The sequence below is a fragment of the Flammeovirga sp. SJP92 genome, assembly GCF_001583495.1.
Classification (GTDB): domain Bacteria; phylum Bacteroidota; class Bacteroidia; order Cytophagales; family Flammeovirgaceae; genus Flammeovirga.
This window is the reverse complement of sequence record NZ_LQAQ01000061.1, coordinates 44,309-56,672: the sequence shown is the minus strand read 5'-3', so window position 1 is coordinate 56,672 and position 12,364 is coordinate 44,309. Positions and strand designations below refer to the sequence as shown.

At 35.1% G+C, this 12,364-nt stretch carries 9 protein-coding genes; 2 read left to right on the top strand and 7 right to left on the bottom strand.

Annotated features, from left to right (window positions below; translation table 11 throughout):
• Positions 1 to 52: 52 nt before the first annotated feature.
• The 5 genes from AVL50_RS12995 to AVL50_RS12975 form a co-directional block, all read right to left on the bottom strand.
• Complete coding sequence (locus AVL50_RS12995) at positions 53 to 1,651, bottom strand: NAD(P)/FAD-dependent oxidoreductase (RefSeq protein ID WP_062616933.1); 1,599 nt, start codon at positions 1,649 to 1,651, stop codon at positions 53 to 55.
• Between the two features lie 148 nt (positions 1,652 to 1,799).
• Entirely contained in the window at positions 1,800 to 2,273 is a 474-nt protein-coding gene (locus AVL50_RS12990; RefSeq protein WP_062616932.1) for a hypothetical protein, read from the bottom strand.
• A 187-nt stretch (positions 2,274 to 2,460) separates the two neighbouring features.
• On the bottom strand, positions 2,461 to 3,543 hold the full coding sequence (locus tag AVL50_RS12985; RefSeq protein WP_062616931.1) for a BamA/TamA family outer membrane protein: 1,083 nt from the start codon (positions 3,541 to 3,543) through the stop codon (positions 2,461 to 2,463).
• Positions 3,544 to 3,677: 134 nt separating this feature from the next.
• The gene (locus AVL50_RS12980; RefSeq protein ID WP_062616930.1) at positions 3,678 to 5,006 is read right to left on the bottom strand and encodes a hypothetical protein; all 1,329 of its coding nucleotides are present in this window, start codon (positions 5,004 to 5,006) and stop codon (positions 3,678 to 3,680) included.
• 132 nt (positions 5,007 to 5,138) lie between these two features.
• Positions 5,139 to 5,495, bottom strand: a complete 357-nt coding sequence (locus tag AVL50_RS12975) for a hypothetical protein (RefSeq protein WP_157491322.1) — start codon at positions 5,493 to 5,495, stop codon at positions 5,139 to 5,141.
• 387 nt (positions 5,496 to 5,882) lie between these two features.
• Between AVL50_RS12975 and AVL50_RS12970 the strand changes: the two genes are divergently transcribed.
• A complete protein-coding gene (locus AVL50_RS12970; protein ID WP_062616928.1) occupies positions 5,883 to 7,700 on the top strand; it encodes a hypothetical protein in 1,818 nt (605 codons plus the stop codon).
• A 57-nt stretch (positions 7,701 to 7,757) separates the two neighbouring features.
• Here the strand turns inward: AVL50_RS12970 and ispF are convergent, their stop codons facing one another.
• Both ispF and AVL50_RS12960 read right to left on the bottom strand, forming a co-directional pair.
• Positions 7,758 to 8,237, bottom strand: a complete 480-nt coding sequence (ispF, locus tag AVL50_RS12965; RefSeq protein WP_062616927.1) for a 2-C-methyl-D-erythritol 2,4-cyclodiphosphate synthase — start codon at positions 8,235 to 8,237, stop codon at positions 7,758 to 7,760.
• Positions 8,238 to 8,286: 49 nt separating this feature from the next.
• Positions 8,287 to 10,836 carry a DUF5686 and carboxypeptidase-like regulatory domain-containing protein gene (locus AVL50_RS12960; protein WP_172826832.1) on the bottom strand — a complete coding sequence of 850 codons (2,550 nt, stop codon included), beginning with the start codon at positions 10,834 to 10,836 and terminating at the stop codon, positions 8,287 to 8,289.
• Positions 10,837 to 11,250: 414 nt separating this feature from the next.
• On the opposite strand from AVL50_RS12960, the gene AVL50_RS12955 reads away from it, so the two are divergent.
• Positions 11,251 to 12,333, top strand: coding sequence for a complex I subunit 1 family protein (locus tag AVL50_RS12955; protein WP_062616925.1), 1,083 nt, complete (start codon positions 11,251 to 11,253; stop codon positions 12,331 to 12,333).
• Positions 12,334 to 12,364: the final 31 nt, after the last annotated feature.

The following is a 12,364-nucleotide window of genomic DNA, read 5'->3' as shown; positions in this document are numbered from 1 at the left end:
AAAATTTTGTCATTTTAAAAAAGACCAAGCATCTCACTTGGTCTTCAATATTTTAGATTTCCACTTTTGTTTTATTGTATTTTCTGATTTTATAAAGGTGTTTCCCAAAACCAAAAGCTCCATCTAACACAGAAGCTGTGGCCACTCCTCCCATCATAGCTCCCACAACACCGGTAGTACAGATGTCGCCACCTGTGATGTAAAGTCCTTTGAATGGTGTTTGAGGTTTGATCCAGTCGCTTAAAAAACGTTGTGGTGTGTGTGCCAATCCATACATTCTTCCTGCGAGTTTAGAGGTGAAGTTCTCCATCGTTAGAGGTGTGGATAATTCACAATAATCTATTAATGCACTAAATCCCGGATGTTGTTTTTCAACACAGGCAATTAAGCCTTCAGCAATTTTACTTTTCAATGCTTCATAATCTTCTCCTCTTTTCTTCCAAGGCTCATCTTTCCATTTTTCAAAAGCTTCAAAATCTGCAAAAGTGACAATTTCAGCGGTGTGCTGTTCTGGATTCTGTTCTTTTAGAGAAGGAAAGGAAAGGTAACAGCTTTCAATTTCTCCACCTATAATATCATTTCTAGTTTCATAAGTAGCATCATGATTATAGGAACCAGAAATCCAATAATTTTCTCCTTTAACGCCCAATTTTGAAGGGTTTTCTTTCAATCCAATGTAAAGAGAAATCGCACTCATTCCTCCTGAAAGAGCTTCTAGTTGAGGAAGGAAGTTTACTTTTTCTTTTACCAAATGATTAAAAGTGCCATGGAAACCAACTGAAGAAATAATAACTGGAGCAAAGTATTCTTTTTCTGTAAAGGATTTTCCATGTTTTTCTTTCACTTTCACACCTACAGCTCTATCCTTCTTTATAATGATCTCTTCTACATCTTGATTGACCATTAATTTGCCTCCACTTTTTTCAATAGTCGGTTGAATGTACTTTGCGATATTTTTAGAACCTCCTTCTGGATAATACCCGCCGTAAAAATAATGTGTTACAATCAAACAATGCATTCCAAAAGCACTTTTTGAAGGTGGTAAACCAAAGTCTCCCCACTGTGAACAGAGCACGGCTTTCAATTTTGGATCTTTGAAATTCTGATCCATATACTCTTTTGTGATGGATAAAGCCAGTGCTTTTCCTTTTTTTGGTTTGTAGAGATTGCCGAGTATTTTTAGTATTGGAACTTGAAAGGAAGAGGCATAATTTCCTTCCATCCATTTTGATGCAATTTTTACATCTACAAAATATTTTTCAATCGCTTCTTTTTCTTCAGGAAATTGGGCGATTAGTTTTTCTTTATATTCTTCTGGATGAGAAGGAACATCAAACGTAAAGTCAGGGTAAACAAATTTCTCAAACACATGAGGCATTTTGTTCCACTTTAAGTTGTTTTCAGTAATGAAGTTAAAAATTTGTCGAGACATACACCTTTGGTCCATATTTCCAATGTAGTGGACACCAACATCAAAGTGATATTTCTTTCTTTTGAAAACATGTGTTTGCCCTCCGATTACCCAGTGTTTTTCGAGTATCAGTACTTTTTTCTTTTTGATTTGAGAGAGGAGGGAAGCTGTGGTCAATGCACCAATGCCGCTTCCTATAATTATAGCGTCATAGTTATTATGATCTTCTCTGACAGTCATGTTAGTCGATTTTAAGTGTTATTGGTTGAGTGTTCATTCAATATACAAATAATAATCAACTTGGTACATAAGAGCATGTTTGAAAAAAAACCTTGATAAAAGTAATTTCTTTCATCAAGGTTGTTATGATTGATTATTTATTATTGAATTATTCTCCCTCACCTAGTTCATAAGTGGTACTGCCGCCAAACAATCCTTTAGGGAATACTTTTTTGACGAAAGATTTTTGTCCTTCTTCAATTTCTTTGATTTCATGATTTGCTTCTTTCAAGGCATCTTGCCAAGCAGGACCGAAGCCCATCATATTGCTATTCAGTTTATCAATAGCCGTTTGATATGCATGAAAAGTAAGCAATTCTTGTCTGCCGGGTTTATTGATTAGAGCTTTGTTGCTTACCCTCAGGTTTTCATTTTCTCTTTTCAGTCTTTCAATTTCTGATTTTTTACCAGAGATTGCTTCAGCATCAATTTCTAATTTATCATGAAGGTGGTTTTTCAGTCTTTTAATTTCACTTTTTAACCCGGATTGTTTTATCCAATCTTTTACTTGAACTAATGCCGCTACAGCCAGACCAATTCCAAGGCCAATCAATACTGATTGAATATCAAATGTTTCCCACATAGTATTTTATCTCAAAAGTGATGAAAATGAAGGGCTTGAATTCAATTTTCATTTTCGTATCCATAATTTACGAAGTTCTGATGTAAATGTTTAATATAAATTTCCTTCTTTTAAGATTTATACATTCATACAACATTATTCACAAATGGATGTTTATGGAGTTGTAGTTATTCTACGCCTCCCATCACTAAAAAGCTTCACCAATTCTGAAGTAAACGCCCCAATCATCATTCCCTACTGCACCGTCAAGTCCCACGTTCATATGATTTTTAGGGAAAACATTGAATCGGTATCCTACACCGACGCCTGGCAATAAAGTACCGTTTTGGCTATCATCATTGGCACCCGCTACTGTTGCTAATCCTCCAAAAAAGTTGATAGCCATTTTTTTATGGAAATTCCACCGGTATTCTGCCTGTAAATTATACATGGAATTTCCTCTATATTTTCCTTGGGTGTATCCTCTGATGTCACTCTCTCCAACAATAAACTGCTGGTTGAAAATTAAATCTCCGATACCAAAACCGATATAAGCTCTAGTAGCCAGTACATCTTTTCCTCTTCGGAAAGCAAAGTATTTATTAAAATCAATGGAGACTTTTGTGTTTTGAGTTTCATTCCCCAAAAATTCTGGGTTCATATCTAGATTAATATTACCAATATGCCCTTTGTAGGGGTAGTATACATTATCTCTATGGTCATAAGAAAGAACAATTCCGAGGGTTTGTAAATTAGAGGCAAGTGTGGTGTCTTTTATAACGTCAAATGAAGTGTTGAAATCAGTATTCATATAATTAAGACCTAAAAACAGGTGTTTAACAACTCTTCTTTGCACTTCTATTTTGATAAAATTCACTCCTGTATTATAGTCTACAAAATCACCTCCAATAGGAAAAGGTACATAAGTTTGAAAGTTGATACTTCCTAAACCTGCAGCAAATGTGATTCTGTATCGGTCTTCTTTCAAATAAAATCTAGAGAATACAAGTCCAAACCAAGAGTCATTGGTAGTCCACATCCCCAAAAGTCCTGTCACTGAAGAAGGTGAAATGGTATCTTTCTGACTTAAATTATACATGGCCATGGGCAATGCTCCAATAGAAAACCCCAATGACCTGTTGTAATTAATATAGGGAATCGGCATGAAGTCAACTTTTTTATCAGTCCTTGTATCACCTCCGCCACCTCCTGTACCAAAGCTTTGAGCGTGAGTTGGGGTATTACAGATGAAGAATAAAGATGCAATAAGAATAGAGAGAAATAGTTTCATTGACGAGGTTTTTTTTATTAAATATAACAGAACTAAGCCATAGTAATAATGATTTCAGACAAAAAAAATCCCTTTAAAGTAAAATACCTTAAAGGGAAAAATTGGTGATTTAGTTTTAGTTAAGTTGTCAAAGGCTAGAAAATAAACCCGATACCTAGCTCGAGTAAATTATCTTCTTTGGCGGCATATGGTCCCGTTGCTCGATTGTTTCTGAATTGGTAGTCAATCTTAAAAGCAATCTCCTCTCTTGGTTTGAAGTTCAAACCTACTGTGATAATGTCTGAATTAAAATGGACCATATTTGCATTATTTTCAGCTAAGAGGTTTTTATTGTAATCTTTGTGTGTATTGATATATTCGTATCTAACAAACAAAGGGATTTTTACATGATGCGGATCGATAAGCGCATTCTTTTTTCTTAAGAATGAACGTTCTCCAAATAGGGATAATAGATCATAGCTTCCTTCCACAAGGTAGCCTACATTTTGGTTGGCCATTACTTGACCTACGCCTCCATTACCCATTTTTGTTAATTCAAAAAGGTCATCAGTGCCAGACATAAAACCATGAGTAGCCAATGCCATAAACTCCCAGTTCTTTTGTTCATATCTTGCGTAAGCAGTGTATAATTGTGCCACAGCATCAGCGGTTTTATAATCTCCTGTAGAAGTTTGAATCGTTTGATTATTTCCTGCCTGTCCCACATACATTGAAGCGCTTAGCGTCCAGTTTTTTAAACCAACATAATTGATTTGTCCATTGTAGGCATAAGTAGAAAATGCTTCACTGTCAAATCTTGGTTCTCTACCTTGACGAATAAAACTTCCACTTAAAAAGTGTGACCCATCTAAACCTTGCGTAATTCCTGTAGCATAGTTGAAGCTTGGTGAGATAACTCCATAAGCACTGACACCCATACCCATCCAAGTTGACGGAACAATGATTCTTTCTACATCCGAACGGTTTACAGATCCAAACATTACAGGCTCATCATTATTATTGATATAACCAATATTCATTGGATATAAACCTGCTCTTACGTTGAACGATTTATGGATGGAAAAATCTAGGAACGCTTCTAAGATCAACTCAAAATGACTGTTTCCAGCAGGATCTTGAAGGTATTCGATCATCACTTCTGAGTTCCAGATAATTTTATCTGTAAAACGGTAGCCAAAGAAAGTGGAGAAACGGTAAAGGTTGTTGTATGATAACTCAATATCATCTTCCATGCCTAACGGAATATCATTTCTGTTGACATAAGAAATCTCACCAAAACCAGAAACACTCCATGGCTTTTCAGAATAAAAAATCTTAGAAGCGGCTTTAGCAAGCCCAGGTTGTTGTTTGAATTTAGTTTCAGGCTCAACTTCTTCATTTACTTCTTGTGAAGATTCTTGAGCATATATAGTACTAGAGAAAAGGCTTAGACCTAATCCTAGCAAGAATAATATCTTTTTCATGATAGAGTGGTTTGCTTCTATAGCATAGAAGTAATTGTAAATTATTGAATGGGCGATATAGGATCGCTTCGAATAATTTAGAGTATGTCAGGTAACTATTTATTGTAGCAACAAATAGCAACAGACATGCCCTTAAGCCACTCGTGGAGGGGGAGGAATGATGTCAGCTGTTGGAGTAGGGTAGCTTTGATCTAAATAGAAAAAAATCAACTGCTCTTTAAAGATCAATTCTTTATCTTCCGCTTCATGAATAAGCTGACAAGCTTTTACAAAGGTAAAGACCTTAGGAATAAAACTTTTGGATTCGTTTTGAGAAAAGGGGTTGTCTTTGATATTGTCTAATTGACCGTCCCAAAATAAGTTGACAAAAATCTCAAAAAAGGACTCTACTTTATTATCATAAAGCGTGTGCTCTTCAGTAGAATAGTTGGCTTGAGAAAACAATACAGCATCAATGTCCACACTGTAATTCAATGTGTGGAGTGCCACCCATATAGTAAATAGGTGTCTGAACAAATGCTTATATGTTTTAGTAAATCTCAAAATTATTATGATAGTAGTATAAATCCTTATGCAAATGTAACGTAGAAAAGTTGGAATAAACTGAAGTCTTTGACGTTTTTTAATTCTGTCAACATCTGTAAATTAACCTAAATTGTACTTACTTAGTTAATTTGCTATAATTTGTAATTGTTTCTAAATGATTGTTTTGATGTTTTTTAACATCAACAATGTGAAGAATGTAGTAATTGCAACGATTATCTGCCAAACATGAATTATTAATGTTTTTCTTTTTTACATTTGCTTAGTACAATTTTAACGCATCTTTCAAATACGCTCTTAGAAGAGGAAAAGCGATTGATAAATTTATAATCAATGTCGAATTATCAAGAAAAACTAAATCAAATTTCTCAACAACTACAACAATTAAATTCCAAATCTCAAAAGTTTTCAATGATGAGATTGGTGACGGTAGTTGCGGGATTATTTGTGTCTTATTTTGCCTTTCAATTTTTTGAAGAGGGTGGTCTTTTTATCAGTATAGTTACAATTTTCATAGTATTCATTCTTCTTGTGAGAAAGCATACTGAGGTTTCAAAGAAAATCAATGAACTAGAATTGCTTCAACTTTTAACCCAAAATGAGGTAAACATAAAAAGTGGTGAAGCTAACATTTATGATGATGGCGAAGATTATCAAACAACCGTTCATAATTATGGTCATGACTTAGATGTTTTTGGCAGGCACTCTTTGTATCACTTTATTAACCGTTGTTCAACACAATGGGGGAAAAGTTTACTGGCTTCGTTTTTTGCACAAGACAGCCACGCTACGCCTACTGAGGAAATTGAAAAACGTCAGAGAGCAGTAGAAGAGTTAGCATCAAAAGAGTCTTTTTCTGATCAGCTTAAATTATTTCTTTTTGATAATGTAAAGCAGAAAAAGGTCTTGAATATTAATGCGATCGCTTTGAAGAATTTTAAATTCAATAGAGAAAATTTCTTCAAAGGGTATTTATTTTTAGTACCGGTTGCCTGGTTGTTGATTTTTGTAAGTGTGAGCACCACTTTCGAATATTCTAAAGAAGCAGCTGCAATTTTGGTTTTGGGTAACTTCTGGGTAATGGGAAGAATAGGCAAGGATATCGCATCATTTATGGCTTACCTTGATAGTACATCAGAGTCTTTATCCCGTTTGGCAAATGCTATAAAACTGATCAGTGAAGAGGAATTTAAAAGTGATTTATTAGCTCAAAAAATCAAAGAATTGGAAGGAGGAGATTTTTACACTCCATTACTCCAACTCTCAAATGACATAGAGCAGTTGTATATCAGAAAAAACATGCTGGGTCTAGTGGTGCTTTATGTGATCATTCCCTTTGATATTTTAGTAGTCTTTAAAATCAGAAAATGGTTCAATAGGTATCCAGATTTATTCGATAAGCTTTTTGACGTAATTGGTGTGTTGGAAGCATACAACAGTTTGGGTACTCATAAAAGAAATCATTCAGAATGGACAATGCCAGCCTTTGAGCAAAGTGGTGATTTTGTTTTTAAAGGTACAGATTTGGGACATCCATTGATTTTTGAAGGAACAAATGGTATTCAAAGTGGTGGTGTTCGTAATACTTATAGTTTAGATCATACCAATAGAATCAGCATTGTTACAGGATCAAATATGTCGGGAAAAAGTACATTCTTAAGAGTAGTTGGTGTCAATCTTCTTTTGGCTTATGCTGGTACAGTTGTTTGTGCTTCTTCTTTTAGAATGGGTAAAAAGCCAAGGTTGATCACTTCCATGCGTATAGCAGATTCTCTAAGATTGAGTGAGTCTACCTTCAAAGCAGAACTAGAACGTATACGATTAATCATTGATGCTGTAAATCAGGGTGGATGTGATTTATTTTTAGTTGATGAAATGCTGAGGGGCACTAACTCTGTCGATAAGCTGAAAGGATCATTTGCCTTGCTCCAAAAATTACAGCAATCCTCTGAATCACATATATTGGTAGCTACTCACGATCTTCAGCTTTCTGAGTTTGAAGATAAGAAGCCGGATATCACAAAGAACTATCATTTCGATTTCGATTATACTAATAATGAATTTGATTTCGATTATAAATTAAAAGATGGAGTCTGTGAAAAGTTTAACGCTTCTCTATTACTTAGTGAGTTAGGGTTAGATACTGAATAATTAAATCCATATAAAAAAACAGGACGTTGTAATTGAAACAACGTCCTGTTTTTTTATTTATGCTTTAGTAATTAAAGCTACGGCATGAACTGCCATGCCTTCTTCTCTGCCTACAAATCCCATTTTTTCGGAAGTTGTAGCTTTAATAGAAATATCTTCTTCGTCTACGTTCATCACTTCAGCCATACACTTTTTCATGGCAGGGATGTGAGGATTGATCTTCGGACGCTGTGCAACAATTGTGCAGTCAACATTCCCAAATTCCCATCCTTGTTCACGGACGATTTTCATCACATCTTTCAATAATATTTTACTGTCAATGCCTTTGTATTGAGGATCTGTATCTGCAAAATGATATCCAATGTCTCTCATGTTTGCGGCACCTAATACTGCATCACAGATAGCGTGGATAAGAACATCTGCGTCAGAATGTCCAATTAAACCATGTGTGTGATCTAACTGAATACCACCTAACCATAATTTTTCACCTTCACCTAATTTGTGAACATCGTAACCTTGTCCTACTCTTATTTTCATAATAATATTTTTTTTACAAATATAATTTTTTTGACAAGGAATAAAATGCTTAAAAGGTAAGACCGAAGGCTAAATAAACACCAAAGTTATCAGAAGTTGGTGTGTGATAGGTGGTTCTCCAAATGGTATACACTCTCATCACCTTGAAAATATTTTCAACACCAGTACCTACTTCCACGTAAGGCATGGTTGGATCTAAAGGTTTAGCTTCTCTGTTTGGGTTGTATCTTTCTCCCTCCAAAAGCTGAGGATGCACACTTTGATTTTGATTTTTCTCAGTAAGTTCACCATATACCACATTACAGATGCCTACAGCTCTCCATCCTAGTTTTTTGACCAACGGAATCCTGTTTAAGATGTTGCCTTCAAAACGGTGGATCAATTGAAAAGAGGCCCATTTATCTCCGACAAATTCACCCAAGTTCATAAGGTTGAAAGCGAATTTGTTGTAAAGAAGAGGTACATTATTACCAAATGGCATAGCTAACAGCGGGAATGGTGTTTTTGTAGGAATGTAGCCGGCAGTCAGTGTATAAGTGGAAGTTCCGTATTTTCCTAACCTTGCTTTTTGATCAAGGCCTACTCTAAGTTGCTGGAAATTATAATTACTGCCGAATAGGTTATTGAGTCCAATAGTATAATCAATTGTGATTCTTGGTCTATTGTCTTGAGAAATCTTCTTTCTGTTGTGAGTACGTGTAGCAACGTATTTATAACCTAAACCATAAGTGAGTTTAAAGAAAAATTCAGAGCCATTCAAGCGATCAAATACGGGTTGATTATCAATGAAGTCACCATCCATTTTGTAAGGGAAAAGAGGATCTATAATTCTTTTGGTGAATTTAGCCTTGACATTTAGACCTCTCATGATGTCTGTCTCATACCATATATTGGTGTTTTGCTCCATGTAAGGGTAACGCATGTCTCCCCAGCGCAATGATGCTAAGAAGATAGGCCTGCTATTAAAATTAGCCTGGTTTACACTGACTCTACTTAAGTCATTGAAATGTTGCACTCCAATGATACTCCACTTTTCTTTATTAATAATAGCCCTAGCAGTAAAACCGTATTTCCATTTTTTATCTTTTACACCATAAGCTCCAAAACCGCTGAAAGAGAATTTATTGCTGAACTCATTGTTAGTTCTTAAACCGAACTGTAAGCGATGTTTTTCAACACTATTACGAGCATAAATAAACGGAAGTGGACCAAGTTCTATAGGACCGTATTTTTTGTGGCCACTAATAATCATATCACCAATACTGGCCAGCATTTTTACTCTAGGAGTGTCTTCTGCGGAGTCGATCATGGAGAAAACTTGTGCGTCAGTACTTGATAGTTCTTCATGTCTATGATTATTCCAGAATTCTTCATTATTACCGTCAAGATAAGCATCCGTGGCCACTATGACAGGCTGTTCATAAAAGGAACGAGGTTTGGGTGCATTGATGACAAAGTCCTTATTTCTAATATTAATTTTGATCTTTACTTTAGCCCATTTGTCGGCAATTTTACCCACTGAGACAATAAAATCCTGATCTTGTGGCAACCAAGCAGTATTGCCATCTTCTACTACTTGAGGAATATAATTCTGATCGATATGCACACTGTCAATAAAATTGATGTTAGCTCCTTGGCCCAGCATACCGTCAATTTTCACTAAAGCAAAATGATGAGTGGAATCGGCAATGTACAACGTTCCTGCAAAAGCCAAATCTTCTTTTCTACGGGGCTCAAATTCGATCTTGTGACAATTTACTCCATTTATCTCTACTTTTTTAGGGTCTAAAGTGTAATCATAGAAGTTCTTCCATTCAGAAGTGATGGGGGAGATGAAGGTCTTTCCTACAAATAAAAAATTGTTTTCATAGAGATTGAAATCCACAAAAGAAGAACCTATAATTTGAGTAAGCATTTCATCGTCGTCAGGTCCAACACTTCGGATTCTTGATTTGATGATTTGTTCCGTCTTTGAATCAGGATTCTTAATATAGTACATATTTGAAAGCACTTCAGAAGCAAAAACAGGAATGATAGGTTGTCCATTTTCATCCACTACTTTTTCAAAGTTTTCGAAGCTGTCCAATATGTCCTGTACTACTTTTTTCTTTTTGAAGTTTTCATTCACATTCCCCACCCAAATATTGGTTTTTGTGTAGCTTTCGTACTGATAGGCTTTTAATTTTTGCCTGTCATTAAGGGATTTGTTTTTTTGGACAGCACGTAAAATAGCCCATGCAGGATTTTCCCATTTTTTAGTACGGATAACAACCTCGTCTAGCTCTTTAGCAGAGGTTTTAAGCTTAATGGTAATCTTATTTCGGACATTCTTCTCATTCAACCTTTTTTTCTGAGTTGAATAGCCCATAAAAGAAGCGATTAGGACCTTTTTATTAGCGGGTAAAGGTACATTGACCGTAAAGTTTCCATCCATATCAGAAAGTGTACCGATTGTAGTCCCTTCAATATAAACACTTGCGTATGGAATCGTTTCGTTTGTTTGTTGGTCAATTATTTGCCCAGTTACTTTAATACTGTTTTGGCAAAAAGTATTTATTGAGATCAGTAAAAAAAGTACTACTGAGATATATCTAGTCAAAATGATAAAATTTAATCTTCTAAACACATAGAATCACGAAAAAATTAGATAACTCTGTTTGTCTGGTAAAAAGAAATCTATATAAGTGGTAATTCGTAAAATTATTAAATAAAGTTAAGCTCAACAAATATTTGCAAACTATTTGTTAAACCGTTTAAAGAATTCAAAATTTTGATAAACAATCAAATACAACCACCCTTTATTATTCCTATTAAAAAATGATTGTTATAGTAGATGTGAAGTTTCATTAATTATTTTTCAATGAATCGTCTTTAAAGTCAAATGTTTTTTAAAAAATACGGTATTTCACTGTCAAGTAGAAGAGATCAACACAAAAAGGCTGGATTACTTTTGACCAAGTATTTTGTTTGATTAACTTGCCGACCAATTTACTTTTTTGGAAAAAGAAGAACTATGCTAGCACTTTTATTTTATCTTCCTTTCATATTAACATATGCACTATTGGGGGTTTATGCGGAACGAAAAGTTTCTGCATGGATTCAAGATAGAATGGGGCCTGTGAATATTGGTCCATATGGTTTGTTACAAACCGCTGCAGATATATTGAAATTATTAATGAAGGAAGATATTATTCCTAAAGCCGCGGACAGACCTTTATTTAAGGTAGCTCCAATTTTGATTTTTATGCCTGTATTTGCAGGTTTCGCTGTTGTGCCTTTTACCAATGGTCTTTATGGATCTGGAACTGAGGTAGGTGTTTTTTATATATTGGCTATACTGTCTCTAGAAGTATTAGGTATTTTAGCGGCAGGATGGAGTTCTAATAATAAATATTCCTTATATGGTGCGATGAGATCGGCGGCGCAAATGGTTTCTTATGAAGTACCTTTAGGCCTTGCTGTTTTGTGTGCAGTAATGACAGCTCAGTCGTTGAACACTGAAATTATTTCATTACAACAAGGTATTTTTACGGTAGATCAAAATTATCTTTTTGGTTTGAAAGGTTTAGGGGTTGAAGTGACACAGTTAGGTGGTTTTTTAAACTGGAACATCTTTAGAAATCCATTTTTGATCATCGCTTTTTTTATATTCTTTATTTCTTCATTGGCAGAAGCTAATAGAGCTCCTTTTGATATTCCAGAAGCAGAATCAGAAATTATAGCAGGTTATCATATTGAATACTCAGGGATGCGTTTTGCATTTATGATGTTATCAGAATACGGCGTGATGCTTTTAGGGTCTGTATTAGCAGTAGTACTTTTTTTAGGTTCATGGAACACACCATTTATTAATATAGGTCCTGTACGTTTGGCTGATTGGACTTCGGGGACTATGGGAGAAATATCAGCTTATGTTTGGGGATTTGTATGGTTAATGAGCAAAGCATTGTTCTTAGTATTTGTACAAATGTGGATCAGATGGACATACCCTAGATTAAGAGTGGATCAATTGATGACATTATGCTGGAAATACCTTACACCGGCAGGTTTAGTACTGGTGTTTATCACGGGTGTTTGGAGGTTGTTAATGATATAATCCAATCAAATAGAAGCCTTCAGCTTCACTT

What these genes read in the sequence shown, in the direction of transcription:
- AVL50_RS12955 (WP_062616925.1), top strand. Translation starts at nt 11,251, where the DNA reads ATGCTAGCACTTTTATTTTATCTTCCTTTCATATTAACATATGCACTA.
- AVL50_RS12980 (WP_062616930.1), bottom strand. Translation starts at nt 5,006, where the DNA reads ATGAAAAAGATATTATTCTTGCTAGGATTAGGTCTAAGCCTTTTCTCT.
- AVL50_RS12990 (WP_062616932.1), bottom strand. Translation starts at nt 2,273, where the DNA reads ATGTGGGAAACATTTGATATTCAATCAGTATTGATTGGCCTTGGAATT.
- ispF (WP_062616927.1), bottom strand. Translation starts at nt 8,237, where the DNA reads ATGAAAATAAGAGTAGGACAAGGTTACGATGTTCACAAATTAGGTGAA.
- AVL50_RS12995 (WP_062616933.1), bottom strand. Translation starts at nt 1,651, where the DNA reads ATGACTGTCAGAGAAGATCATAATAACTATGACGCTATAATTATAGGA.
- AVL50_RS12985 (WP_062616931.1), bottom strand. Translation starts at nt 3,543, where the DNA reads ATGAAACTATTTCTCTCTATTCTTATTGCATCTTTATTCTTCATCTGT.
- AVL50_RS12970 (WP_062616928.1), top strand. Translation starts at nt 5,883, where the DNA reads ATGTCGAATTATCAAGAAAAACTAAATCAAATTTCTCAACAACTACAA.